Below are 25,173 nucleotides of genomic sequence, written 5' to 3'. Positions count from 1 at the left end.
GCCCTCGGCAGCTATACGACGGACTTTATCGCCTGCAAGGCAGGGCGGTCGCGGCTGGCGCGGCCTGGCCGGCGACGTTCGCGGGCAGCCCCGCGGCATCCCGGGACGGCGCAGCGGAGCCCGGGATCCAGACCCGCAGGGGGCAGAGCTTGCGAGCGTCGTCGGTTCGGGATGGTCGCCTCAGGCAAACCCCGTCAGCTGGCGCAACGCCGCCGCGTGCAGCTCCGGGTTGGCGGCGGCGATGACGCGGCCGTCGAAGTCCGGGGTGAGCGGACGTCCGGCCCAGTCGGTCATCACGCCGCCGGCCCCCTCCACCACGGGGGCGAGGGCCATGACGTCGTAGACCTTGAGGCCGGCCTCCACCACGAGGTCGCAATGGCCCGAGGCGAGGAGGCCGTAGGCGTAGCAGTCGCCGCCGAAGCGGCGCAGGCCCACGGCGGCGCTCAGGGCCGCGAAGGCCTCGGCGTCGGCCCCCTTGAACAGGTCGGGGGAGGTCGCGAACAGCCGGGCCTCGGCGAGGGCGCGCCGGCTGGTGCGGATCGGCTTGCCGCCGAACCAGGCGCTGCTGCCGTTGCCGTGCCAGCGCTCGGCCAGGGCCGGCATGTCGATGAGGCCGAGGATCGGCCGCCCGCCCCGCACCAGGGCGATCAGGGTGCCGAAGAGCGGCATGCCGGTGATGAAGCTCTGGGTCCCGTCGATGGGGTCCACCACCCAGGTCAGGTCGTGGGCGAAGTCGCCGCCCTCCTCCTCGCCGAGGATGCCGTGCCCCGGGTAGGCTTGGCGGATCTCGGCCCGCAAGCGAGCCTCGATGCCGCGATCGGCCTCGGTGACGGGGCTCGCATCGGCCTTGGCCTCGACGGCCAGGGGCGTGCGGAAGTGCCGGCGCGCCAGGGGGCGCACGCTGTTGGCGAGGTGGTGGGCGAAGGCCATCAGCCCATCGGGGGTGGCGTCGAAGCCCGCCGGTGGGGCGAGGGTCGGGAACATGGGATCGGCCTTGCGCGAAGGGGAACGCGGGAACGGGACGGCGGCGCGGGCGGCGGTCACAGCAGTCGCAGCCAGCGCGGCCAGTCGGGATGGTGGAACAGGGTCCGGGCCCGCGAGAGCTTCCAGGTCCCGTACTTGTAGTAGTCGAAGTCGAGGGTCGATACCCGCTCCTGGATCATCGCCCAGGTCGCCCATTTGAGGTCGCCCAAAGCCTTCAGCACCTCGGTGCGGGCGTGGATCTGCGGGGTCCAGCGGCCCCAATAGGCCGCGATCATCTCGCGCTCGACCTCGGCCGAGAACGCCATCTCGTCGAACCACAGGGCGAGCTCGTAGGCGCGCTCGTTGTTGGAGGCGTACTCGAAGTCGACGAGGCGGACATGGTCCTGCCCGTCGAGCATGAAGTTGCCGGCCAGCGTGTCGTTCATGCAGGGCACGAGGTCGAGGCCCGAGGCCAGGAGCGCCGCCTTGGCCTGGCCGTAGCGGCGCATCAGGAAGGCCGAATCCGGCGGCACCCGGCCGCCGACGGCCTCGACCTGCCCGACATGCTCCTCGATCATGTCGAAGATCGTCTTGGTCAGGGTCAGGGCCGGCGCATCGTTGAAGGCCCGCAGGGCCCGGACCGCGTTGTGGCGCACGACCGGGCGCAGGAAGTCGAGGTTCGAGGAGGCCCGGAAGTCGTCCAGGAAGGCGAAGATCTCGACGCCGTCCTCGGGCAGGTAGTCGAGCACCGCCACCCCGAAGCCGCAGGCCTCCGCCCGCCGGCTCGCCTCGTGGGCGGCGTCCCGCGTGATGAACATCTCCGTGCCGCGCCCCGGGACCTTGAGGAAGACGTCCGTGCCCTCCCCCGCCTGGACCCGCCAGTTGGTGTTGCTGATGCCGCCCGAGACGGCGCGGTAGCGCAGGGGGGCGCCCGCCCAGGCCGGCACCCGGGCGAGGATCGCCTCCAGGGCCTGCTCGGCGGCGCCCCGCCCCTCGCCCATGCGTGTCCAGCTCATCGTCCCCTCCCCGCGGCCGTCACAGCTGGCGCAGCCAGAGCTCGAAGTCGCGCGCCGCCAGGGTGGTGCGCGCATGCAGCAGCCGCCACTGGCCGTACTTGAAGAACTCGATGCCGGGCCGGCGCACGGTCACGGCCCGGGTGATCCCCCACAGGCCCCACATCAGGTCGTCCACCGCGCCGTAGAGGCGGCAGCGGGCGAGCAGGGCCTCGGTGCAGCGCCCGGCATAGATCTCGATGGCCTGCCGGCGCTCCGGGTCGAACGTGGTGGCCTCGTTGAGGAGCGCGCCGACCTCGAACCAGGGGTCGAAGTCGCCCGCGAGGTCGAAATCCACGAGCCGGACCCCGTCCGGCGCGAGGCCGCTCCCTTCGAAGCGCAGCATGAGGTTCGAGGCGGTGCCGTCGTTGCGGCTGAAGCGGCGGTCGAAGCCGGCCGCCGCGATCGCCTCCCGGATCAGCGCGGCATCCGCCAGGAGCGCGTCGATGTCGTCGGGCACCGGGGCGGCGCAGGCCCGGGCCTCCGCCGCGAGGGCGGCGATCCGCTCGAACGGGCAGAAGGTCTGGCCCAGGGGCTCCGCCCCGTGCAGCCGCCGCAGGGCCCCGAGGACCTGCGCCATCGTGTCCGCATCCTGCAGGTCGCCGACCCGGGCGTAGCGCCAGGGCTCGGGCAGGTCGGCCAGAACGACCACGCCGTCGCCCTCAGCCCCACCTCCCGCCAGCAGGGCCGGCCCGAGGCCGAGAGCGCCGGCCCGGCGCGTCGCCTCCGCCATGGCGGGCCGGAGGTCGGCGGCCATGTCGGCGTGGCGCCGCTTGACGAAGACCGGATCGGCGCCGTCGCGCCGGACCCGGGCGCAGTCCGAGGCCACCGCCCGGTGGGTCGGGGACGCGACCGGCGCCGCCGCCAGGGCGATCTGCCCCGTCCCGGCTTCCCAGCCCGGGAGCTGCGCCAGGGCGGCGGCGATTCGCGTCGCGAAGTCGGGTTCGGGCGGCCTCATTCCGTCGGCTCCGGTTGCGCGGCCCGCACCGGGTCGCCGCCCCGGCGGCACAGGCGCTCGGCCGCCTCCCGCATCAGGGCCAGTCCGGCGGCGAGGTCGGCCGGGTCGGTGGCCTCGGCCTCGTTGTGGGCGATGCCGTCGATGCTCGGCACGAAGACGAGTCCGGTCGGACAGATCCCGAGGAAGCTCAGGGCGTCGTGCCCCGCCACCGTGTCCATCCGCAGGGCCCCGAGCCCCTGCGCCTCGGCGCAGGCGGCGACGAGGTCGCAGACCGCCTCGGGCATCGCCCGGATCGGGCGCTCGCCCCGGCTGGTGATCGTCAGCCCGGTGCCGGCCCGGTCCGCGGCTCCCGCCAGGAGCCGGTCGGCCCGGCCTCCGGCCTCCGTCAGGATGGCGTCGTCGGCGGATCGGAGCTCCACCGAGATCGCGACGCGTGCCGCGACCACGTTGGCGGAATTCGGCGCGACCTGGACACGACCTACCGCGGTATACAGCAGGCCGGGCCACGCGTCGGCCAGCGCCCGGATGTCCGCGATCGCATAGGCGGCGGCGAGCAGCGCGTCGCGCCGGCGCTCCATCCGTCCGGGCCCGGTATGGGCCTGAACGCCGGTGAAGACCGCCTCGATCTTGGTCGCGCCCCAGTTCCGGGTGACGATGCCGATGGTCCGCCCGGCCTCCTCCAGCGCGGTGCCCTGCTCCACGTGGATCTCGAGGTAGCAGGCCGGACGCGGCGGCGGTGCGTCGTCGCCCGCCAGGCCGATCGCCGCCAGCGCCGCGCCCAGGCTGATGCCGTCGTCGTCGCGGCAGGCCAGGGCCTCCGCCACCGTGTGCCGGCCGAGATAGGTGCCGCTGCCGAGGAGGCTCGGCCGGAAGCGGGCCCCCTCCTCGTTGGTCCAGTTCACGGCGCAGAAATCGGCGGTGAAGCGCGCTCCGGCGCGGCGGGCCGTCATCAGTCCGGCGCCCACCTGCAGGGCCGCCGCGACGCCGTAGGTGCCGTCGAGGCGGCCGGCGCGGCTCTGGCTGTCGAGGTGCGAGCCCATCATGACGAGGGGCGCATCCCCTTGGCCCGTCAGCGAAAACAGGCCGAACTGGTTGCCCACCGCGTCGACCCGCAGGGCGCCGCCGGCCGCCCGGACCCCCTCCGCGAACACCGCGCGGGCGGCCCCGTCCGCCGGGCTGGCGCAGAGCCGCGTCACGCCGCCCCCCGGGGTGGCGCCGCAGGCGGAGAAGCGTTCGAGCAGCGCCGCGAGGGCGCTCGCCGCGCCGGCCTCAGGTATGGATGGTCTCGATCTCATGCCGCGCGAACGCGTCCTGGAACGCCTCCGGCGGCGGCTTGTCGGTAACGATGCTCAGCTTCTCGCCGAGCCCGAAGGTGCAGAGATTGGCCTGCCGGCCGAACTTGCGGGAATCGGCGAGCAGGACGGCCCGGCGCGACTGCCCCCTGAGGGTCCGGCGCAGCACCGATTCGTGCTCCTCGTAATCCATCCAGCCGTGCTCGAGATCGCAGGCCGCGATCCCCATGAAGGCGATGTCGAAGAAGTAGCGCTGCGCGTAGGCCACGGTCTCGTAGCCCACCAGCGCGTTGTCCTTGCTCCGCAGGGTGCCAGGCGTCAGGTTGACCCGCGCCGGGCCGCCGCCGAGATGCAGGGCCACGTCCACCGAATTGGTGGTGATCGTGAGATTGCGCCCGGTGAGCCGCCGCGCGAGGGCGAGCGTGGTGGTGCCCGTGTCGATGAAGATCGACATCCCGTCGAGCACCAGGGCCTCGGCCAGGACCGCGACCCGCCCCTTCTCGCGGGTGTTGAGCTTGCCGCGCTCCTGCAGCGGGCGCTCCTGGTCGAGGCGCGGCGGCACGGCGCCGCCATGGATGCGCCGGAGCAGGCCACGTTCCTCCAGCACCTTCAGATCGCGGCGGATGGTCTCCTCGGAGACTTTCAGGAAGAGGGCCACATCCGCGACGCCGACCCGGCCGGTCCCGTGGAGGCGGGACAGGATTTCCTGGTGGCGATGATCCGTCAGCATGCTCGATGGCCGTCCTACCGTTCACCCGATGATAACGGTGATCCGTGGCCGCGGTCGCGCGGGAATGCGGAAGCGGCATGCGGTATCCCATGCTCGTTCGCGTTGTAATGCAACCGGAATGATGCATCGGCTCTCGCATTTCGTTTTGAGCGCGTATGACTGCTCGGTCAGAAACCACACCCACAGGCCGTACCCCGAAACCCGGCGGCACCGCCGAGGACGGCCGGCCCACTGTCGCTGCGCAGTTCGCCCGCCCCCGGCGGGGGCATCGACCGGGTCGCCGACGGAACTTCTCCGCTGACCGACTACGCCGCGTCACGGGATGGAGGTCAAACGGAAAATGTGATGTTTGTGGGTTATGTGGTTTATTGCTCATCATCAGGGCGGCCTGCCGGTCCGTTGGGCAATCCTGCCCGCGCGGTACACGCGCCCGAGCCTCAGCCGATCAGGTCCGGAGCGCGGCGGTGACGCGTCGCCTGCTCGTAGTCGTAGGCGAAGCCGAGCAGGTCCGCCTCGCTCCACATCCGGCCGACGAAGATCAGGTTGAACGGCGCCCCCGAGGCGTAGAACCCGGCCGGAACCGTCACGCCGGGCAAGCCCGCGATATTGATCTCGCACACCGTGGTCTCGTTGATCGCCTCCTCGCCGTGAAGGGGGGGGCAGTTCGTTCCGCATCTGCGGGAAGACGAGGCCGTCGAGCCGGTTCGCATCCATCGCCGTGTCGAAGATCGCCAGGTAGGCCTCCCGCAGGGTGAGGAAGGCGGAGAGATCCGGCGGTACGGTCGGGTTGGCCAGGATCGGCGCGAAGGCCGGGATGCTGTGCAGGTAGCGCAGGACGCCGACGGGGCCGAAGGCGTCTTCCGCCTCGGTGGCCGCGGCGAAGGCCTCGACGCTGCGGAGGGTGGCGCTCGGGCCGAGGCGCTGCAGATAGAGGTGCAGGTCGTAGGGCACCGATTCCATGCCGCGGGCGTCGAAGTGGTTCAGGCCCGGCGTGGGACGGCCGAGCGCGGCAAAGCCGGTCCCGGCGAAGGGATCGGCCACCAGCGTGGCGCCGCGGGCGGTGATCTCGTCCTGTGCGCGGGCATAGAGCGCGCCCGCCTCCGGGGAGAGCGGCAGGTCGCGCCAGCCCGGTCCGAACAGGCCGAGGCGCTGACCCTTCAGCGCACCGGTGTCGAGGCGGGCGGTGTAGCCGCCCCGGGGGCGCTTGCCGATGCCGGCCACGGTCTTCGGATCGGCGGGCGTGTAGCCCGCCAGCACGTCGAGGGTCAGCGCGGCGTCGCGCACGCAGCGGGCGATGGGGCCGACCACGTCGCGGGTGCTGCCGGCGAGCGGCACCACGCCGGCATTGGGCACCAGGGCGAAGGTTGGCTTGATGCCGACCAGACCCTGCGCCGATGCGGGATTCTGGATCGACCCGCCCGTCTCCTCGGCGAGGCCCAGCACCGCGAAGCTGGCACCGACGGCGGTCGCCGTCCCGGCGCTGCTGCCACCCGGCAGGCTCTCGGGCGCTGCCGAATTCAGGGTCGGGCCAGCCCAGCTGTCGTTGGCGTGACTGCCGGTGGCGCTCAGCACCGGCACGTTGGTCTTGCCGAGCATGACGCAGCCGGCCGCCCGCATCCGCGCCACCACGGGCGAGTCGGTCTCCGGGATGAGGTCGACGCCGCCGGCCCGGGCGCTCAGGAAATGCCAGCCGGCGGTGGTCGGCAGGCCCGCCATGTCCATCGGGTCCTTGATCACCACGGGGATACCGGCGAGGGGCCCCAGGGCCTCGCCGGCCGCCCGCCGGGCGTCGATGGCGCGGGCATCGGCCAGGGCATCCGGGTTCATGATGATGAGGGCGTTGTAGTGCGGGTTATGCGCCGCGATGCGATCGAGGAAGGCCTGCGTCAGCGCCTCGGAGGTCACACCGCTGGCGAAGGCGTCGGCCGCATCGGCCAGGGTCATCTCGACCACGTCGAAGGGGCTGTGTGTCGTGGCATCCATTCCGGAGGTCTCCTGACTGGAACAAGACGGGCATGGCCTTCAGGCCATGCCGACGAATTCGTCGATCATCGCCCGGTCGCGGGCGACATCGGGCGGCACCTCGCGGGTGATGCGGCCCTTCTGCAGGATCAGCACGCGCTGCGAGAGCGACGCGATGAAGTTCAGGTTCTGCTCCACCAGCAGCACCGTGAGCCCGCGTTGCCGGCCGATGGCCTGGAGCGTCTCGATGATCTCCTCGATGATCGAGGGCTGGATGCCCTCGGTGGGCTCGTCGAGGAGGAGGATGCGGGGAGCCCCGCAGAGGCAGCGGGCCAGCGCCAGCAACTGCTGTTCGCCCCCCGAGAGTGCGCCGCCCGGCCGGTCGAGATAGGCCTTGAGGCGCGGGAACAGGGTGAGGATATCGGCGATGACCGCCTCCTCCTTGTCCCGGGACAGCAGGCAGCCCATCCGCAGGTTCTCGTGGACGCTCAGCGCCGGGAAGATCTCGCGGCCTTGAGGAACGTAGCCGATGCCGGCCCGGGCCCGGGCGGTCGGGGAGAGCCGCGTGATGTCGCGCCCGTCGAACGTGATTGATCCGGCCGCGGCGGGCAGGTTGCCGGTGAGCGTCCGCAGCAGGGTCGACTTGCCCATGCCGTTATGGCCGAGGATGCCGACGAACGCGCCCTCGCCGACCTGCAGCGACACGCCGCCGAGGATCGGGATGCGGCCGTAGCCGGAATGCAGGTCGTCGACGGTCAGGATGGGAGCGGTCATGCGGCCTGCTTGCCGAGATAGACGTCGCGGACGCGCGTGTCGGACAGCACCGTGTCGACGTCGCCCTCGATGAGGATGCGGCCCTGGTTGAACACCGTCACGGTCTTGGCGATCATCCGGATGAACGGCATGTCGTGCTCCACCACGATGACCGCGTGGGTGCGGTTGATCTCGCGGATGAGAGCGGCGGTGCGCTCGACCTCCTCCTTCGTCATCCCGGCGGCAGGCTCGTCGAGGAGGATCAGCTCCGGCTCCTGGGCGAGGACGGTGGCGATCTCGACCCATTGGCGCTGGCCGTGGGCGAGCTGCCCGACGAGGCGGGTGGCGATCTCGGTGAGCTTGAGGCGGGTCAGCGTCTCTTCGACGATGGCGCGGGTGCGGGCGAGCGACTTCTTGCGCCCTGCCGCGACGAAGACGTTCTCGCGCACCGACAGGCCGTTGAAGACGTTGGGGACCTGCGTCTTGATGCCGACCCCGAGGCGGGCGATCTCGTGCGGGTGCGCAGCCGTGATGTCGGTGTCGCGGAAATGGATGCGTCCGGCGCTCGCCGTGAGCTGGCCGGTGAGCATCTTGAAGAAAGTGCTCTTCCCGGCGCCGTTCGGGCCGATGAGGCAGCGCAGCTCAACTTCGCCGAGGACGAAGTCGACCGCGTTGACGGCGGTCACGCCGCCGAAGCGCATGGTGGCGCCCTTGGCTTCCAGCAGGGGGCGGACGGGCTTCGTCGCAGGAGACACGCTCATCGACGGACCTCCCCGGCAAGGGCCGTGCCCGGGGCGGGCCCGAGGGGCTTGGGCCTCATGCGCCGGCCGCTGAGCGCCGTGCCGAGGCGCAGGACGAGGTTGCGGGCCACCGGCACCAGCCCCTGCGGGATCAGCAGCACGAAGGTGACGAGGATCGCGCCCAGGCCGAGGTTGGAATCGATGACGTTCTGGGCGCCGGCCTCGATGGTCAGCCACTGGATCAGCACCGCGCCGAGGATCGGCCCGAGCAGGGTGCCGAGCCCGCCGACGAGGACGAAGATGATCACCTGGGCCGACATGGTCAGGCCGAACACCGTCGGGCTGATGAAACCGCCCCAGTTGGCGAAGAGGCAGCCGGCGAGGCCCGCGATGCCGGCCGAGATCATGAAGGCCAGGAGCTTGTAGAGGCGCGGGTCGTAGCCGATGAGCTGCGCCCGGGTCTCGTTCTCGCGGATCGCCACGACCACGCGGCCGAACCGGCTTGCCAGGATGGCGCGCAGGATCATGTAGACGACGACGAGGCTCCCCATCGCGGCGTACCAGATGCCCTCGGGGTCGAGCTGGTTGCCGGCATCGCCCGGCAGGTTGAGGGCCGGGATGGCCGGGATGCCGTTGAAGCCCCCGAGCTCGGCCTCTCCGATCCGGTACTGACTGCCCGAGGTGGTGTTCACGAGCTGGAACAGGATCACCGACACCGTCAGGGTGATGACCCCGATATAGGCGTCCGAAATCCGGCCGTAGAACATGAAGTAGCCGAGCAGCCCGGCGAACAGCATCGGCACCGCGATGGCGAGGAACACGGGCACGGTCGAGTCGCCCATGTTCAGGACCCCGACGGCGTAGGCGTAGCCGCCCAGTCCCAGGAAGGCGGCCTGCCCGAAGGACATCACCCCGCCATAGCCCCAGATGAAGCCCTGGCTGAGGGCGAACATCGCCATGGCGGTGAAGCCCGTCATCTGCACGAGGCCGAAGGTGTCGAGGACGTGGGGGGCACCGAACAGGATGGCGAGGCCGGAGGCGACCATGGCGAGGAAGCTGAGGGAAGCCGGGCGGACCAGGGCGCGGAGCGGTGACGGGGGACGGGTCATAGGCTGCGCCTCAGGTAGCGGCCGGTGATGCCCTGGGGCAGCACCCGGATGAGCAGGACCGCGGCGACGAGGAGGGCCACGTCGCCGATGACGGGGGTGGTCTTGAACGAGACGAGTTCGTTGATGAAGCCGAACAGGGTGGAGGCGAGGCCCGTGCCGGTGAGGATCGCCGGTCCGCCGCCCAGCACCGTGATGAAGGCGCGCGAGATGTAGGCCGCGCCCATGGCCGGCGAGATGCCGGAGATCGGTGCCAGCACGCCGCCGGCGAGACCCGCGAGGCCTGCGCCGAGGGCGAAGGTCGCCATGTAGATCCGGTCCGGAGGGACCCCGAGGGAGGCGGCCATGCGCGGGTTCTGCATCGTCGCCCGCAGGATCAGCCCGAACTTCGTCAGGCGGAGCAGCAGGTAGAGGCCGGCCAGGGCCGCACAGGCCACTGCCACGATGACGAGGCTGTAGAGACTTGCGCCGTACCGCCCGATCTCGAAGCTGCCCACGGGCGTCGACACGCCCCGCACGACGTTCCCGTAGATCGACGTGACGAGGCCGATGAGTCCGAGGCTGATGCCCCAGGTCGCCAGCATCGTGTCCATCATCCGCCCGTAGAGGAAGCGGATCACGGTGCGCTCGAGGACGAGGCCGATCAGCCCGACCACCAGGGGCGGCAGCACCAGCATGGCGACCCAGATGTTGAGGCCGGCATCGGAGGCGGCGACCGCCGTGTAGGCGCCGAGCATCATGAACTCGCCATGGGCGAGGTTGATGATCCGCATCATCCCGTAGATCACCCCGAGGCCCAGGGTGATCAGCGCGAGCGTGGCGATGCCCGCGAGGACGTTGAAGCCGAGCAGGCCGATGAGGTCGGGCGCCATGCTCCGCCTCAGCCCTTCAGGTCGGGGGTGAACTGCTTGTTGGTCTTCGGGTTCTTCTGCAGGTCGCAGGCGCCCGCGGTATCGGCGGGGAACTGGTCGGGGAAGCTCGCCAGGATCTCCCACTTCTTGTCCTTGGGCCGGGCAAGATAGGTGCTGCGTGTGGTGTGGTGGGTCGCCCCGTCCATGGTCACCTTGCCGGTCGGCCCTTCGTAGGAGATGCCGGATTCCAGGGCGGCGATGACCTTGTCGCGGTCGAGAGAGCCGGCCTTCTTCACCCCCTCGGCCCAGAGCATGATGCCGTCGTAGGTGGCGGTGTCGAGTTCGCTGAGGTCGGTGACGTCGGCGCCGAACTTGGCCTGCATCCCCTTCACGAATTCGACGCTGCGGGCGTCGGGCAGGTCGTTGTACCAGCCGTAGCAGGTGACGATGCCGTTCGTGGTCGAGGCGTCCATGGTGGTGAGCTCGTCGCCCAGCCCGAAGACCGAGGAGCCCAGGGGGATCCGGCCCTTCATGCCGGCGGCATCCCACTGGCGATAGAAGCCGGAATGGTTGGCGCCGACCAGGGCCGAGAGCACCAGGTCGGGCTGGGCCTGCTGGATCCGGCTGATCGCGGAGGAGAAATTCGTCACGTCGAGGGGGAAGAAGTCGGTGCCGGCGACCGAGCCGCCGCCCTCCTTCATGAACTTCGTCATCCAGCTCGCGGTGATGTGGCCGTAATTGTAATCCGCCGCGACGATGTACGCCTTCTTGCCCCAGGTCTTCAGGGCATAATCGACGATGTGATTCACGGTCTGGGCTGGTGTCGTGCCCGTGCAGAATACGTTGCGGTCGCAGACGCCGCCCTCGTACTGGGTGTTGTAGAAGTACAGGGTCTTGGACCGACCGAAGATTGGCCGGATCGCCTCGCGCGAGGCTGAAGTGATGCCGCCCTGGATGACGTCGACCTTCTCTTTCAGCGCGAGCTGCTGGGCGTACTGCGTGTAGAGCTGCATGCTCGACTGGGTGTCGTAGGCGATGATCTTGATCGGCCGACCGAGAAGGCCGCCGGCCTTGTTGAGCAGTTCCACCGCGTACTCGGTGGTCTCGATCATCCGCTTGCCCTCGAGGCCGAGTGCGCCGCTGCCGTCGAGGAGGCTCCCGAGCTTGATCGGTTCCTCGGCGGCGAGGCCGCTGCGGCCGAGGAACGGCGTCGCGAGGGCGCCCGCTGCGGCGGCCGTTCCGAGCTTGAGCGCGCCGCGTCGGCTGATCGTCGGGTGTGTCATGCGTTCGTGCTCCTCAGAAATGCCGGGAGGAGGCCGTGTCTGCCGCCGGGCGCAGTCAGGGCCTCGCGAAACCCGACATGGCAAAAGCAATGCCAACAAAACCCACAGATCGGTCATCGCTGTCAATCGATGCTTCGCGTGCCGCCCGCTTGGTCAGATCGGACAATTGAGCGCCATCATCGGGAGCAGAAAGCCACAAATCGTGCAGCTTCAAACCCGGGAGGTCCGAGATCGGCCGCCCTGTCGCCCGAGGCTCGGCAAGAGCCGTACCGCCGGGGCCATCGGGGCCGTTGCCGGTTCGGGAGCGCGGCGTACGCAAACCAGCACTCGCGCAGGCCGGGCGCTCGGCCTAGCTTGGATCGTCCTCTCATCCAGTCGCGAACACGCCATGCCCGAATGCCTCGTCTTCCGCGTGCCGACCCGGCATCCCGCCGACGTCTCGGGGGTGATGGAGCTCGTCACCACCGGTGCCGTGGCGGCGGACGAGATCGTGGCGATCTTCGGCAAGACCGAGGGCAATGGGTGCGTCAACGATTTCACCCGCCAGCTCGCCGTGACGGCCCTGGAGACCGCCCTCGCCGGTGCAATGGGCTGCCGCCCCGAGGCGGTCGGCGCGCGGGTCGCCCTGGTCATGTCCGGCGGCACCGAGGGCGGCCTCTCCCCACACCTCCTCGTGCTGGCGCGCCGCGATGCTCCTAAGGCCGAAGGTATGTCGGCGCTGGCGATCGGCACTGCGTTCACCGCCGAGTTCCGGCCGGAGGGAATCGGCCGGATGGCGCAGGTACGGGCGACGGCCGAAGCCGTGAGCGAGGCCATGGCGCAGGCCGGGATCGACGATCCCGAGGACGTCCACTTCGTGCAGGTGAAATGCCCGCTCCTCACCAGCGCGCGGATCCAGGAGGCCGCCGGACGCGGACAGGGCGTGGCGACCCACGACACCTACGCGTCCATGGGCCTGTCGCGCGGGGCCTCGGCGCTGGGCATCGCCCTGGCCCTGGGCGAGGTCTCGGGCGAGGACCTCTCGGAGGCCGCCATCGGCACGCGGCGCGAACTCTATTCCGGCCGCGCCAGTGCTTCCGCGGGCATCGAGCTGATGCGCAACGAGATCATCGTCCTCGGCAATGCCCGTGGCTGGTCAGGCCCCCACGCCATCGCCCACCGCGTCATGCGCGACGGCATCGATTTCGGAGCGATCCAGGGTGTCCTGGCAGATCTCGGGTTTTCCCCGTCGGGCCAGTTGGCCCCCGGGGAGTCGGAGCGCGTGGTCGCCCTGCTCGCCAAGGCCGAGCCGTCGCATGACGGGCTGATCCGGGGCCGGCGCCACATCATGAACGACGACAGCGACATCAACGCCACCCGACATGCCCGCGCCCTGGTGGGTGGGGTGGCTGCCGCCGCGATCGGGCGCACGGACCTCTTCGTCTCGGGCGGCGCCGAGCACCAGGGACCGGACGGCGGCGGCCCGGTGGCGATCATCGCCCGCGTAAGGGACTGAGGACATGCCCGACTTCGACCTCGCCATTCGCGGCGGCACCCTGGTCACCGCCACCGACACGTTTGCCGCCGATGTCGGCATTCGCGGCGGTCGCATCGCGGCGATCGGCGAGCGGATCGCCGATGCGGCCCGCACGATCGACGCTTCCGGCCTCCTCGTCCTGCCCGGGGGCATCGACAGCCATGTCCACATCGCCCAGGATTCCGGGCCCGGCATCGTCATGGCGGACGACTTCGCCTCGGCCACCCGCGCGGCGGCGGCGGGTGGCAATACCTGCGTGATGCCGTTCGCGCTCCAGCCCCGCGGCGCGTCGCTCCGCACGGCGACCCACGCCTACCGGGCGCTGGCGGACGGGCAGTGCCACATCGACGTGGCCATCCACCTCATCGTCTCGGACCCGACGCCGGCGGTGCTCGGCCAGGAACTGCCGGCGCTGATCGCGGAGGGCTACACCTCGTTCAAGGTCTTCATGACCTACGACGACCTCGTCCTGAACGACCGCCAGATCCTCGACGTGTTCGACCTGGCGCGGCGGGAAGGCGCGCGGGTCATGGTCCATGCGGAGGGTTACGATGCCATCCGGTACATGACCGAGCGGCTGGAGAAGGCCGGGGAAACCCGCCCCTTCGGCCATGCTCTGTCCCGACCGCAGGTGGTCGAGCGCGAGGCGGCGCACCGGGCCATCAGCCACGCCGAACTCGTCGACCTGCCGATCGTCATCGTCCACGTCTCGGGCGAGCAGGCCATGGAGCAGATCGCTTGGGGCCGGGAGCGCGGCCTGAAGATCCATGCCGAGACCTGCCCGCAATACCTGACCCTGACCGCCGACCACATGAAGGGCCTCGGCTCGGACGACCCGATGGCGGGGGCGAAATACGTCTGCTCGCCACCGCCGCGCGAGGCCTCCAACCAAGCCGCGATCTGGCGCGGGATCCAGACCGGGTTGTTCGACGTGGTCTCCTCCGACCATTGCCCCTTCCGCTACGACGATCCCGCCGGCAAGCTGAACCCGAAGGGCCGGACCTCCTTTCGCTGGGTGCCCAACGGGATTCCGGGCATCGAGACCCGTCTGCCGATCCTGTTCTCCGAGGGCGTCTCGGCGGGGCGCATCTCCCTCAATCGCTTCGTGGAACTCACCGCCACCAACCACGCCAAGCTCTACGGCCTCTACCCGCGCAAAGGTTCGATCGGGATCGGCTTCGACGCCGACCTGACGCTGTGGGACCCGAACCGCCGCGAGACGATCCGGCAGGCCAACCTCCACCACGGGGCGGACTACACCCCCTGGGAAGGGTTTTCCGTGACGGGCTGGCCGGTGATGACCCTCGCACGCGGAGAGGTCGTGGCCGAGGATGGGCGGGTGACCGGGGCGCCCGGGCACGGACAGGTCCTCGACCGGACGCCGGTGCCGGGTCCTGCCGCCTGATCCCGCCGGCCGCCTCCGGACGGCGCGGGCAAGCCCGGCTGCCGACGATCGGGGGGCGTTTTCGGGCGCGAAACGGGGACCGTCTGGCCCATCCCTTGCTGGGGATCGGGTGGGGAGAGACCGCATGGACGTCGAGCTGATCCGCCTGACCAAGCGCTACGGCCACACGACCGCCGTGGACGGCATCGACCTGAAGGTTCGCTCGGGTGCCTATTGCTGCCTGCTCGGCCCCTCGGGCTGCGGGAAGACCACGACCCTGCGGATGATCGGTGGCCACGAAACGGTCTCCGGCGGCGACGTGGTCATCGGTCCGCGCTCCGTGGGGGACGCCACGCCGGCCGAGCGCGGCACGGCGATGATGTTCCAGAGCTACGCCCTGTTTCCCCACCTGAACTGCCGCGACAACGTCGCCTTCAGCCTGAAGATGCGGGGCCTCGCGAAGGCCGAGCGCCGCGCCAAGGCGCTGGCGATGCTCGACCTCGTGCAGATGGCCCATCTGGCGGAACGCTTGCCGGCGCAACTCTCCGGTGGCCAGCAGCAGCGCGTGGCGCTCGCCCGCGCGCTGGTCACCGGACCCAAGGTGCTGCTCCTCGACGAGCCGCTCTCGGCCCTCGATCCGTTCCTGCGGGTGCGGATGCGGACCGAGCTGAAGCGGCTCCAGGCCGAACTCGGCATCACCTTCATCCACGTCACCCACAGCCAGGAGGAGGCGATGGCGCTCTCCGACCTCGTGGTGGTGATGAACGGCGGACGCATCGAGCAGGCGGCCGACCCCCGCACCGTGTTCGAACGCCCGGCCACCGCCTTCGTCGCCCGCTTCATCGGCGGTCACAACATCATCCGCCTGCCCGACGCGACCGAGGTGGCGGTGCGCGCCGACCGGATGCGCCTCGGCGCTCTGGCCGGCCCGGGGGCGGTGCCGGCCCGCGTCGTCTCGGTCGAGTACCAGGGCACCAGCGTGCACGTGGGGTTCGAGGCGGAGGGGCCGGGTGGGACCGCCACCGCCCTCACGGCGGTGATCGACGACCGCGCCTATGCCGGTGATCCCCTCGCCCTGGGCCAGACCGTGCCCCTCGGCTGGGACGCCGACGCCGCCCATCGCCTGAGCCCTCGCGCCTGAGCCCCCGCGCCCGAGCGCCTGATCCGCCTTCGTTTCCTCAGAGGACCCTGCATGACGACCACGATCAAGCTGAGCCGCCGCACCCTGCTCCAGGGCGCGGGTGCCACCGGACTGGCGCTCGGCGCCGGCCCGATCACCGGCTTTCCCAACGTGATCGCCGCCGAGCCCGTGACCCTGCGCTACCTCGGCACCGCCGTGAACCAATCCGGCGACATCGCCCGCAAGGTGAAGGAGGATCTCGGGATCACCATCGAGTACATCCCCGTCGTCACCGACGAGGTGACGAAGCGCGTGGTGACGCAGCCGAATTCCTTCGACCTCCTCGACACCGAGTTCTTCAGCCTGAAGAAGCTCATCCCGTCGGGCAACATCCAGGGCATGGATGCCCGTCGGATCAAGCAGGCCGACAACATCACCCCGGTCTTCACCAAGGGCGAGGTCGGGGGCAAGAAGATCGGCGACCAGGGGACTGCGCCCAAGAAAGTCTTCTATCTCGAGGGGCAAAACGCGAAGACCTTTGCAGGCTCGGCCACCGAGTGGATCACCCTGATCCCGACCACCTACAACGCCGATACGCTCGGCATCCGCCCGGACCTGATCAAGCGTCCGATCTCCAGCTGGAAGGAACTCCTGAATCCCGAATTCAAGGGAAAGGCCTCGATCCTCAACATCCCCTCCATCGGCATCATGGATGCCGCCATGGTGATCGAGGCCACGGGCGACTACACCTATCCCGACAAGGGCAACATGACGAAGGCCGAGATCGATCGCACCATCAAGCTGCTGATCGAGGCCAAGCGTGCCGGCCAGTTCCGCGCCTTCTGGCAGGACTTCAACGAATCGGTGAACCTGATGGCGTCGGGCGAGACCGTGATCCAGTCGATGTGGTCGCCCGCCGTCACCAAGGTCCGCAGCCAGGGCGTGGCCTGCACCTACCAGCCCCTCAAGGAGGGCTACCGCGCCTGGGCCACCGGCTTCGGCCTGCCCAAGACCCTGACGGGCCGCAAGCTCGACGCGGCCTACGACTTCATCAACTGGTTCCTCTCCGGCTGGGCCGGCGCCTACCTCAACCGGCAGGGTTACTACTCGGCCGTGCTGGAGACGGCCAAGGCCCATATGGAGCCCTATGAGTGGGCCTACTGGATGGAGGGCAAGCCCGCCGAGAAGGACATCAAGGGGCCGGACGGAAGCGTGCTGGAGAAGGCCGGCGCCACCCGCGACGGCGGCTCCTTCGAGACTCGCATGGGCAGCGTCGCCTGCTGGAACGCCGTGATGGACGAGAACACCTACATGGTCCGCAAGTGGAACGAGTTCATTGCCGCCTGAGCGGGGCGACGATGCGACCTTCTCCCCGGCAGCGGGGGGAAGGGTTTCGCCTGTCACGAGGGGTTGAGCCATGACCGACATCGCCCTGCCGGCCGCCGTGACGGAGGCGGCGCCCGCCAAGGCTCCCGCCGCCAGCCTCACGACGAAAACCCGCCGTCACCGCGCGCTGGCCTATCTCCAGGCCGCGCCGATGGCGCTCGTCTTCCTCGCGTTCTTCGTGGTGCCCCTCGCGCTCACCCTGATCGTCAGCTTCTGGGAGTACAACGAGTACGAAATCATCCCCGCCTTCACGGTGCAGAACTACGTCGACGTCTTCGAGGGGTGCCTCAACACGTCGGATGCCTGCACGACTGTCCGGACCTATCTCTCGACCCTCAAGTTCTGCGCATTGACCTGGGCCTGCACCCTCCTGATCGGCTTCACGGTCGCGTATTTCGTCGCCTTCCACGTCCGCTCGCGCACCCTGCAGATGGCGTTGTTCCTCGTCTGCACGATCCCGTTTTGGACCTCCAACGTGATCCGGATGATTTCCTGGATCCCGCTGCTCGGCCGCAACGGCCTCGTCAACGACACGCTGATGGGGATGGGACTGATCAAGTCGCCGATCGAGGGCCTGCTCTACTCCGACTTCTCGGTGGTGCTCGCCTTCGTGCACCTCAACACGGTCTTCATGATCGTGCCGATCTTCAACAGCATGGCGCGCATCGACCGGTCGCTGATCGAGGCGGCCTATGATTCCGGCGCCACCGGCTGGCAGACCCTCTGGAACGTGGTGGTGCCGCTGGCCAAGCCGGGCATCGCCATCGGGTCGATCTTCGTGGTGACCCTGGTGATGGGCGACTTCGTCACCGTCGGCGTCATGGGCGGCCAGCAGATCGCCTCGGTCGGCAAGGTCATCCAGGTCCAGATGTCGGCCCTGCAGCTGCCGGCGGCCGCGGCCAACGCGGTGGTTCTGCTGGGCGCCGTGATGCTGATGATCGTGGCCATGACCCGGCTCATCGACCTGCGCAAGGAGCTCTAGACGTGAGCGACCGCCCCCGCTCCCCGGCGTTCTACGCCCTGGCGGCGTTCTTCGCCCTCTTCGTCGCTTTCCTGTACGGGCCGACGCTGACGATCCTCGTCCTCAGCTTCCAGGGTCCGCAGGGCGGCCTCACCTTCCCGATGAACGGGGTCTCGACGCACTGGTTCGGCAAGCTCTGGGCCGGCCTCGGGATCGTCGACATCTGGGGCGCGCTCTGGCGCTCCCTGCGCCTCGGCCTCGTGGTGATGCTGCTCACCGTCGTCATCGCGTTCTTCGCGGGCCTCGCCTTCCGCAAGCGGTTCCGCGGCGAGCGTGCGCTGTTCACGATCGCGGTCGCGAGCCTGATCGTTCCCTCGATCGTGGTCTCGCTCGGCATCGGGTTGGAATTCCGCCTCCTCGACGAGGCGGTGAAATGGGTTGCGGCCGAAACCGGATGGGGCTGGCTGCAGGAGCACGGCACCCTGATGGGGCTCTACACTTCGGCGCTGGGTGCCCACCTGACCTGGACCCTGCCCTTCGGCCTCCTGATCATGTTCGCGGTCTTCAACCGGTTCGACCCGGCCTACGAGGAGGCCGCACGCGACCTCGGCGCCACCGGATCCCAAACCCTGCGTCACGTGGTGGTGCCGATCCTCGGCCCCTCCCTGGTCGGCGTTGCCCTCTTCGGCTTCACCCTGTCCTTCGACGAACTCGCCCGCACCAGCCAGGCCATCGGTGGCCGCAACACCCTGCCGCTGGAGCTGCAGGGCCTGACCACCACCGTCACGACGCCGGAGATCTACGCGCTGGGCACCCTCACCACCGGCATGTCGCTGGCGGTGATCGGGCTGGCGTTGGGGACGAGCCTGTACCTGCAAAGGCGAAAGGCGAAGGCGGGGCTGCGATTGGGCTGAACCGCGTCGTCGCGTTCCTCGCCCTTTCGCGGGAGACGGTGGCCCGCGCCTGCGGGTCGGATAGGGGCGCGCCATGTCCGGACAGGTCGTGTCCCCTCTCCCGCCTCGCTCCGCAAGCTCCCTCCCCGTTAGCCGAGGGAGGGATTGCGTCCTCACACCGCCGCGTCCGCCAGCACCGGCGCCCGGTCCCCCTGGAACGCTGCGTAGGCCGCCTCAGTCCGCCAGCAGGCGGCCCGATGGCCGGGCTGCACCGCCACGGCGGGCGGCGCCTCGACCCGGCAGCGTTCCTCGGCGAGGAAGCAGCGCGGTGCGAAGGGGCAGCCCGGCGGGCGGTTGGCGAGGTCGGGCGGGCTGCCGGGAATCGTCTTCAGGCGCGTGCCCTTGGCGAGGGCGCCGTCGGCGCGGCTGCGCAGGAGGCCGATCGTGTACGGGTGGTGCGGGTTCAACACCACGTCGCGGGCGGAGCCCTCCTCGACGATGCGGCCGGCATACATCACCGCGATCCGGTCGGCGACCTCCACGGCGGCGCCGAGGTCGTGGGTGACGAAGATGGTGGAGAGGCCGAGTTCCGCCTGCAACTCGCGCAGGAGCAGCAGGATCTGGATCTGCACGGTGGCGTCGAGCGCCGTGGTCGGCTCGTCGGCGAGCAGCACCTGCGGCCGGCAGGCGAGCGCCAGGGCGATCATGGCGCGCTGGCGCATGCCCCCCGACATCTCGTGCGGATAGGCATCGAGGCGCCGCTCGGGACTCGGGATGCGGACCCGCTCGAACAAGGCCAGGGCGCGCTGGCGGGCCGCCCCGGCACTGATCCGCTCATGCTGGCGGATCGCCTCGGTGATCTGCTGGCCCACCGTGTAGACGGGATCGAGGGCCAGCAGCGGCTCCTGGAAGATCATCGCCACCGCCCGGCCGCGCAGGGCCCGCAGGGCTTTGGGCGACATCGCCATCACGTCCGCGCCCCCGACCCGGATCGTGCCGCCGATCCGCGTCCGGCGCTCCGGGTTCAGGCGCATGATCGCCCGCAAGGTGACGCTCTTGCCGGAGCCGGATTCGCCGATCAGCGCCACGGCTTGGCCGCGCTCCAGGGTGAGGTCCACCCCGTCGACGGCCTCGACCACGCCGCCGAAGACCACCCTCAGGCCGCGGATGGCGACCGCCGGCTCGGGTGCGGGCGCGCTCATGCGGCCACCGTCAGGCTGGGCGCGAGGGAATGGCCCGAGCCGGGTTGGCGGGCGAGGCAGGCGACCCGGTGGCGTGCATCCAGGGCCTCGAGGGGCGGGACCGTGCCGCGGCAGACCTCTTCGACGAGGGTACAGCGGGGATGGAAGCGACAGCCGGCCGGCGGGTTGATGGGGTTCGGCGGGTCGCCCGCCAGGGGCGCGACCTCGGTCCGCGCATCCGGGTCCATCGAGGGCATCGAGGACAGCAGCGCGGTCGTGTAGGGATGGGCCGGGGCGGCCAGCACGGTGTCGGCGGGACCGATCTCCACCACCTGGCCGAGATACATCACCGCCACGCGGTCGCAGATGAAGCGCACCACGTTGAGGTCGTGGCTGATGAACAGGTAGGTGAGGTTGAACTCCTGCTTGAGGTCCATGAGCAGGTTCAGCACCTGCGCCTCCACCGACTTGTCGAGGGCCGAGACCGCCTCGTCGAGCACCACGAGGCGGGGTTCGAGCGCGAGCGCCCGGGCGATGTTCACCCGCTGGCGCTGGCCGCCGGAGAGCTCGTGCGGGTAGCGCGCGGCGAAGCGTGCCGGCTCCAGCCCCACCCGGGCGAGCAGGCTGCGGGCGCGCTCGATGGCCTGCCGCTTGGGCACCCCGTGCACCTGCGGCCCGAAGGCGATGGAGCCCTCGATGGTCATGCGCGGGTTGAGGGAGGAGTAGCTGTCCTGGAACACCATCTGGGCCTGGGCCCGGAAGTCCCGCAGGGGCAATGCCCGGCTGCCGATGCGCTCGCCGTCAAACAGCAGGTCGCCGGAATCGTGGCGGATCAGGCCCATGATGAGCCGGGCGGTGGTGGACTTGCCGCAACCCGACTCGCCGACCACGCCGAGGGTCTCCCCCTTCAGGATCTCGAAGTCGACGCCGTCCACCGCCCGCACCACGGCGCGTGCGCCGCCCAAGCCCTTCTTGACGGGGAAGTGCTTCACGAGGCGCTCGACGGTGAGGAGGGGCTGGGCCGGGCCACCCCGATCGCGGGCGAGCGGCACGGTGGCGAGGCCGATGGGCGTACTCATGCCTTCACCTCCATGGCGGACCGCAGGCCGTCGGAGAACAGGTTGAACGAGATCGAGACGATGAAGATGGCGAGCCCCGGCAGGGCCGCGACCATCGGGTTCACGTAGATCGCCGTGCGCAGGGTGTTCAGCATCAGGCCCCATTCGGGCTCCGGCGGCTTCACCCCGAGGCCGAGGAAGGACAGGCCCGAGGCCAGGATCATCGACACGCTGATGAGGCTGGTGGCGTAGACGAAGATCGGCCCGAGCACGTTGCCGAGCACCTGCACCCGCAGGATCGTTAGGGTCGAGGCACCCGAGAGGCGCGCGGCGTCGACGTAGTCACGGGCGCGGATCTGGGTGGTCACGCTCTCGGCCACGCGGGCGATCTGGGGCACGAACACGCAGGTGAGCGATACGATGGAGTTGAAGATGCCCGCGCCGAGGGCGCCCGAGAGCGCGATGGCGAGCAGCACCGAGGGGAATGCGAAGAAGACGTCCACCGTGCGCATCAGCACGGTGTTGACCCAGCCCCCGACATAGCCGGCCAGGATGCCGATGCCGGACCCGATCACGAAGGCGAGGATGACGGGGGTGACGCCGATGAAGAGGGACAGGCGTCCGCCCAGCATCAGGCGGCTCAGCATATCGCGGCCGAGCTCGTCCGAGCCCAGGATGTAGGTCGCATCGCCGATGGGCTTCAGGCGTCGCAGCATCGAGCCGCGATAGGGGTCCATCGGGGTGATCCAGGGCGAGAGCAGCGCCACCGCCACGATGGCGAGGATGATGCAGGCGGCGGCCATCGCCACCGGATCGCGCAGGAGCTTGTGGCCGACCTGACCCCAGAACCCCCGCGAGGGCACGAAGGCGTCGGGTGCCGCCGGCGCCGGGGCGGCCCCGCCGGCAATGTCGAGGATCGGCGCGGCGGACTGGGTCGCGAGTGCCATCAGCCCCTCTCGATGCGCGGGTCGAGCGCCGTCTGCACGACGTCGACGATGAGGTTGAGGGCGACGAAGAACATCGCCAGGACGAGGATCGAGCCCTGCAGCAGGGGCAGGTCGCGCTGGAAGATCGCGGCGTTGAGGAGGAAGCCGGTGCCGGGCCAGGCGAACACCGTCTCGATCAGGATCGAGCCGCCGAGCAGGTAGCCGAGCTGCAGGCCCATGATGGCCAGTGCCGTCGGGGCTGCGTTCTTGACGACGTGCTTGAACACGCCGAACTCGCTCATGCCCTTGGCCCGCAGCGCTCCGACGAAGTCCTGCGCGAGGATGTCGCCCACCAGCGCCCGGATGGTGCGGGCGATGACCCCCATGGGGATCACCGACATCGTGAGCGCCGGCAGGATGATGTAGCGCAGGTGGTCGAAGTCGGGCCGCCAGTTGCCCGAGCCGTCGGGCCCCGCCCCGGTGGGCGGCAGCCAGCCGAGCTGGGCCGAGAACACGATGACCAGCACCATGCCGAGCCAGTAATGTGGTACGCTCACCCCGAAGACCGAGACCGCCGAGGCGAGCCGATCCAGGATCGAGTTGCGGAAGTAGCCGGCCACGAAGCCGAACAGGCAGCCGAACGTGAAGCCGATCAGCGTCGCGACGAAGGCGAGGATCAGGCTGTTCACCACCGCCCGACCGACCTCCTGCACCACGGGGCGGCCGGTGGCGATGGAGGTTCCGAGATCGCCCTGGATCACGTGCCAGAGCCAGATCACGTATTGGACGGGCAGCGGCTTGTCGTAGCCATAGGCCGCCCGCATGGCGTCGATGGTCTCCTGTGTCGCGTCCACCGGGAGCACCGCGCTCAAGGGGTCGCCGGGGGCAAGGTGGACCAGCATGAAGCAGACGACGCTCACGCCGAGCGCCACCGGGGTCACGGTCAGCAGGCGCTGGAGGATGAACTTCAGCATGGCACCGACTTTCGGATCGTCCCTTCTCGCCCAACGGCGAAGGATCGGCCTCGCAGGAGCGCGGGTCGTGCCCGGACGAAGTCCCGCGAGAGGGGAGCACCACCGAACCCGGGTTGGTCGCGATCGCCTCTCCCGCCGGCTCCGCAGGCACCCTCCCCCGCAGAATTTGGAGGGGTCTGCCGCGCGACTCTCCTGGTCATCCGATCACTTGCCCATCGAGATCGGCGAGAAGTCCTGGAACCAGTTCTGCGCCTGCACGAAGCCCTTCACCTTGGGGCTCAGGGCGCGCGGGTTGGTGTCGTGGGCCACCATCAGGAACAGGGCGTCGTTGACGTACTTCTCGTGCACCTTCTCCAGGACCTTGGTCTGCTCGGCCGGGTCGAAGGTGGTGCGGACCTGATCGAAGAGCTTGTCCATCTCGGGGTCGCAGTAATGGCCCCAGTTGGTGCCGTTGGGTGCCGCGAGGTTGCACTGGAGGTGGCGGATGAAGCCGGTGAAGGGGTCCTGGATGAAGTAGGAGAAGTTCATCCCCGTCGCCTTGCGCGACATGTCGGACTTGGCGCCCGCGCGCCACAGGTTGATGAGTGTGTTCCACTCGACCACCTCAAACTCGACCTTGATGCCGACATCCGCGAGGTTCTGCTGGATGAATTCGTTCATCGGCAGGGGCTGCATCTGGCCCGAGCCCGACGGCGCGATCAGGATCTTGGTGACGATGGGCTTGTTCGGGCCGTAGCCGGCCTCGGCCAGGAGCTTCTTGGCGGCTTCCGGATCGTAGTTCGGCTTGAAGGTGGGGTGGCCGAACCAGGCCGAGCCCGGCGGCATGAAGCCCTGGGCCGGAATCATCAGCCCGTTGAGCAACTCCTTCATGCCCTCGCGGTCCACCGCGAGATTGGCCGCCTTGCGCACGCGGATGTCGTTCCAGGGCGAGCCCTCGACGCGGGACAGGTGCCAGGTCCAGTTGTGCGGGTAGGCGTTGGTGACGATGCCGAAACCGGCGGCCTTCAGGGACGCGACGGCATCCGGCGGGGGCGCCTCGATCCAGTCGACCTGGCCCGAGCGCAGTGCGGCCACGCGGGCATTGGCCTCGGGCAGCGGCACGAGCACGAGCTTGTCGAGCTTCGGCACCCGGGCCTTGTCCCAGTACTCCTTGTTCGGAACCATCTCGGCGCGCTCGCGCGGGGCGAACAGGGTGAGCTTCCACGGTCCGGTGCCGGCCGGATTCTTGGCGAAGGCGTCCCAGCTCTTGCCGACCTTCTCCCACTGGGCCGGCGACGAGATCATGATCCAGGCGATCTGGTAGGGCAGCGTCGCGTCGGGGTTCTTGGTGACGACCTCGAGGGTGGTCGGGTCGATGGCGCGGTAGCTGGCCACCGCCGGGATGCGCGAGCGTCCCTGGGCCGACTGCCGCGGGTCGAATTGCGGCGCGTCGGTCTTCAGGAGCTTGTCGAGGTTCCACACCACCGACTCGGCGGTGAAGGGCGAGCCGTCATGGAAGGTCACGCCCTCGCGCAGCTTGAAGGTCCACTTGGTGTTGTCGGCCGGATCGACGGCCCAGCTCGTGGCGAGGCCCGGCACCAGCACGGAGGGCTTGGTGGCGGAGGAGAGGTCCCAGTTGATGAGCCCGTCATAGACCGTGTAGCCCGTGAACCGCATGCCCTCGCCACCATTGTCGGCCTGGCCCGTGGTGAGCGGGATGTCGGAGGCCGTCATGCCGATCTTGAGGACGCCCTGCGCGAGGGCCGTGGGCATCAGGGCCCCGGACAGCAGGGTGGCGGCCAGAAGACGGGACTTCGACCAACGGGAGACGGAAGCAAACATGCGCGGACGGGTTTCCCTGGGCTGCAGGCGGTATGACGAGACCGTGAATGCAATCCATCGGCCAAACCGCTGCGCTGCTGTCGGGCGCCCGGAACAAACCCGCGCCCCGATCAGTTCTGAGCGCCCATGATCCGGGTCGGGGGCCGCACTGGCGCGGAAAGCGTCGATGCTGTCCCGGCGGCCGCGCGCACGGCCAGTCGCTGCCTCTAAGACATGCGGAAATCTTGACGTCGTTCGAAAGGTCTACGCTGCGTGCCTAATTT

At 69.8% G+C, this 25,173-nt stretch carries 22 protein-coding genes and 1 pseudogene; 6 read left to right on the top strand and 17 right to left on the bottom strand.

Annotation, left to right across the window (positions count from 1 at the left end; translation table 11 throughout):
- Positions 1 to 180: 180 nt before the first annotated feature.
- The 12 genes and pseudogenes from AC0IY1_RS10665 to AC0IY1_RS10610 form a co-directional block, all read right to left on the bottom strand.
- Positions 181 to 984, bottom strand: a complete 804-nt coding sequence (locus AC0IY1_RS10665) for an inositol monophosphatase family protein (protein ID WP_471769421.1) — start codon at positions 982 to 984, stop codon at positions 181 to 183.
- 56 nt (positions 985 to 1,040) lie between these two features.
- The gene (locus AC0IY1_RS10660) at positions 1,041 to 1,979 is read right to left on the bottom strand and encodes a phosphotransferase (RefSeq protein ID WP_471769419.1); all 939 of its coding nucleotides are present in this window, start codon (positions 1,977 to 1,979) and stop codon (positions 1,041 to 1,043) included.
- 19 nt (positions 1,980 to 1,998) lie between these two features.
- A complete protein-coding gene (locus AC0IY1_RS10655) occupies positions 1,999 to 2,973 on the bottom strand; it encodes a phosphotransferase family protein (protein WP_471769417.1) in 975 nt (324 codons plus the stop codon).
- Positions 2,970 to 4,268 carry an allantoate amidohydrolase gene (locus tag AC0IY1_RS10650; protein WP_471769415.1) on the bottom strand — a complete coding sequence of 433 codons (1,299 nt, stop codon included), beginning with the start codon at positions 4,266 to 4,268 and terminating at the stop codon, positions 2,970 to 2,972. Before AC0IY1_RS10650 ends, AC0IY1_RS10655 begins: the two co-directional genes overlap by 4 nt.
- Positions 4,243 to 4,995, bottom strand: coding sequence for a DeoR/GlpR family DNA-binding transcription regulator (locus AC0IY1_RS10645; RefSeq protein WP_471769414.1), 753 nt, complete (start codon positions 4,993 to 4,995; stop codon positions 4,243 to 4,245). The genes AC0IY1_RS10650 and AC0IY1_RS10645 overlap by 26 nt, the downstream gene beginning before the upstream one ends.
- A 437-nt stretch (positions 4,996 to 5,432) precedes the next feature.
- A pseudogene (locus AC0IY1_RS10640) lies at positions 5,433 to 6,978 on the bottom strand (amidase).
- Positions 6,979 to 7,017: 39 nt separating this feature from the next.
- Positions 7,018 to 7,731, bottom strand: a complete 714-nt coding sequence (locus tag AC0IY1_RS10635) for an ABC transporter ATP-binding protein (protein WP_055949730.1) — start codon at positions 7,729 to 7,731, stop codon at positions 7,018 to 7,020.
- Entirely contained in the window at positions 7,728 to 8,471 is a 744-nt protein-coding gene (locus AC0IY1_RS10630) for an ATP-binding cassette domain-containing protein (RefSeq protein WP_055949727.1), read from the bottom strand. The genes AC0IY1_RS10635 and AC0IY1_RS10630 overlap by 4 nt, the downstream gene beginning before the upstream one ends.
- The gene (locus AC0IY1_RS10625; RefSeq protein ID WP_471769441.1) at positions 8,468 to 9,496 is read right to left on the bottom strand and encodes an ABC transporter permease subunit; all 1,029 of its coding nucleotides are present in this window, start codon (positions 9,494 to 9,496) and stop codon (positions 8,468 to 8,470) included. The genes AC0IY1_RS10630 and AC0IY1_RS10625 overlap by 4 nt, the downstream gene beginning before the upstream one ends.
- A 59-nt stretch (positions 9,497 to 9,555) precedes the next feature.
- Positions 9,556 to 10,428 (bottom strand): branched-chain amino acid ABC transporter permease, encoded by an 873-nt coding sequence (locus AC0IY1_RS10620; protein WP_471769412.1) that lies wholly within the window; start codon positions 10,426 to 10,428, stop codon positions 9,556 to 9,558.
- A gap of 8 nt (positions 10,429 to 10,436) precedes the next feature.
- Entirely contained in the window at positions 10,437 to 11,690 is a 1,254-nt protein-coding gene (locus tag AC0IY1_RS10615) for an ABC transporter substrate-binding protein (protein ID WP_471769411.1), read from the bottom strand.
- A gap of 55 nt (positions 11,691 to 11,745) precedes the next feature.
- Positions 11,746 to 11,904: a hypothetical protein gene (locus tag AC0IY1_RS10610; RefSeq protein ID WP_471769410.1), complete on the bottom strand. Its 159-nt coding sequence runs from the start codon at positions 11,902 to 11,904 to the stop codon at positions 11,746 to 11,748.
- Positions 11,905 to 12,078: 174 nt separating this feature from the next.
- On the opposite strand from AC0IY1_RS10610, the gene atzD reads away from it, so the two are divergent.
- The 6 genes from atzD to AC0IY1_RS10580 all read left to right on the top strand — a co-directional run bounded on the left by atzD (position 12,079) and on the right by AC0IY1_RS10580 (position 18,971).
- Entirely contained in the window at positions 12,079 to 13,185 is a 1,107-nt protein-coding gene (atzD, locus tag AC0IY1_RS10605) for a cyanuric acid amidohydrolase (protein ID WP_471769408.1), read from the top strand.
- Positions 13,186 to 13,189: 4 nt separating this feature from the next.
- Positions 13,190 to 14,611 carry a dihydropyrimidinase gene (gene hydA / locus AC0IY1_RS10600; RefSeq protein ID WP_471769407.1) on the top strand — a complete coding sequence of 474 codons (1,422 nt, stop codon included), beginning with the start codon at positions 13,190 to 13,192 and terminating at the stop codon, positions 14,609 to 14,611.
- A gap of 124 nt (positions 14,612 to 14,735) precedes the next feature.
- Positions 14,736 to 15,731, top strand: a complete 996-nt coding sequence (locus tag AC0IY1_RS10595) for an ABC transporter ATP-binding protein (protein ID WP_471769405.1) — start codon at positions 14,736 to 14,738, stop codon at positions 15,729 to 15,731.
- Between the two features lie 51 nt (positions 15,732 to 15,782).
- A complete protein-coding gene (locus tag AC0IY1_RS10590) occupies positions 15,783 to 17,057 on the top strand; it encodes an ABC transporter substrate-binding protein (RefSeq protein WP_103709606.1) in 1,275 nt (424 codons plus the stop codon).
- A gap of 70 nt (positions 17,058 to 17,127) precedes the next feature.
- Positions 17,128 to 18,078, top strand: a complete 951-nt coding sequence (locus AC0IY1_RS10585) for an ABC transporter permease (protein WP_471769404.1) — start codon at positions 17,128 to 17,130, stop codon at positions 18,076 to 18,078.
- A 2-nt stretch (positions 18,079 to 18,080) separates the two neighbouring features.
- Positions 18,081 to 18,971, top strand: coding sequence for an ABC transporter permease (locus AC0IY1_RS10580; RefSeq protein WP_471769403.1), 891 nt, complete (start codon positions 18,081 to 18,083; stop codon positions 18,969 to 18,971).
- Between the two features lie 152 nt (positions 18,972 to 19,123).
- Here AC0IY1_RS10580 and AC0IY1_RS10575 read toward each other — a convergent pair whose 3' ends face one another.
- From AC0IY1_RS10575 to AC0IY1_RS10555, 5 genes are all read right to left on the bottom strand, one after another.
- Positions 19,124 to 20,152 (bottom strand): ABC transporter ATP-binding protein, encoded by a 1,029-nt coding sequence (locus AC0IY1_RS10575; protein ID WP_471769402.1) that lies wholly within the window; start codon positions 20,150 to 20,152, stop codon positions 19,124 to 19,126.
- A complete protein-coding gene (locus tag AC0IY1_RS10570) occupies positions 20,149 to 21,210 on the bottom strand; it encodes an ABC transporter ATP-binding protein (protein WP_471769401.1) in 1,062 nt (353 codons plus the stop codon). The genes AC0IY1_RS10575 and AC0IY1_RS10570 overlap by 4 nt, the downstream gene beginning before the upstream one ends.
- Positions 21,207 to 22,136: an ABC transporter permease gene (locus AC0IY1_RS10565; RefSeq protein WP_055949698.1), complete on the bottom strand. Its 930-nt coding sequence runs from the start codon at positions 22,134 to 22,136 to the stop codon at positions 21,207 to 21,209. The genes AC0IY1_RS10570 and AC0IY1_RS10565 overlap by 4 nt, the downstream gene beginning before the upstream one ends.
- The gene (locus tag AC0IY1_RS10560; protein WP_103709611.1) at positions 22,136 to 23,089 is read right to left on the bottom strand and encodes an ABC transporter permease; all 954 of its coding nucleotides are present in this window, start codon (positions 23,087 to 23,089) and stop codon (positions 22,136 to 22,138) included. Before AC0IY1_RS10560 ends, AC0IY1_RS10565 begins: the two co-directional genes overlap by 1 nt.
- A gap of 204 nt (positions 23,090 to 23,293) precedes the next feature.
- On the bottom strand, positions 23,294 to 24,841 hold the full coding sequence (locus AC0IY1_RS10555; RefSeq protein WP_471769439.1) for an ABC transporter substrate-binding protein: 1,548 nt from the start codon (positions 24,839 to 24,841) through the stop codon (positions 23,294 to 23,296).
- Positions 24,842 to 25,173 lie beyond the last annotated feature (332 nt).

The sequence above is a fragment of the Methylobacterium sp. AC690 genome (assembly GCF_979256535.1).
Note: the sequence above shows the minus strand (reverse complement) of the source record. Positions and strands in the feature narration are given on the sequence as shown.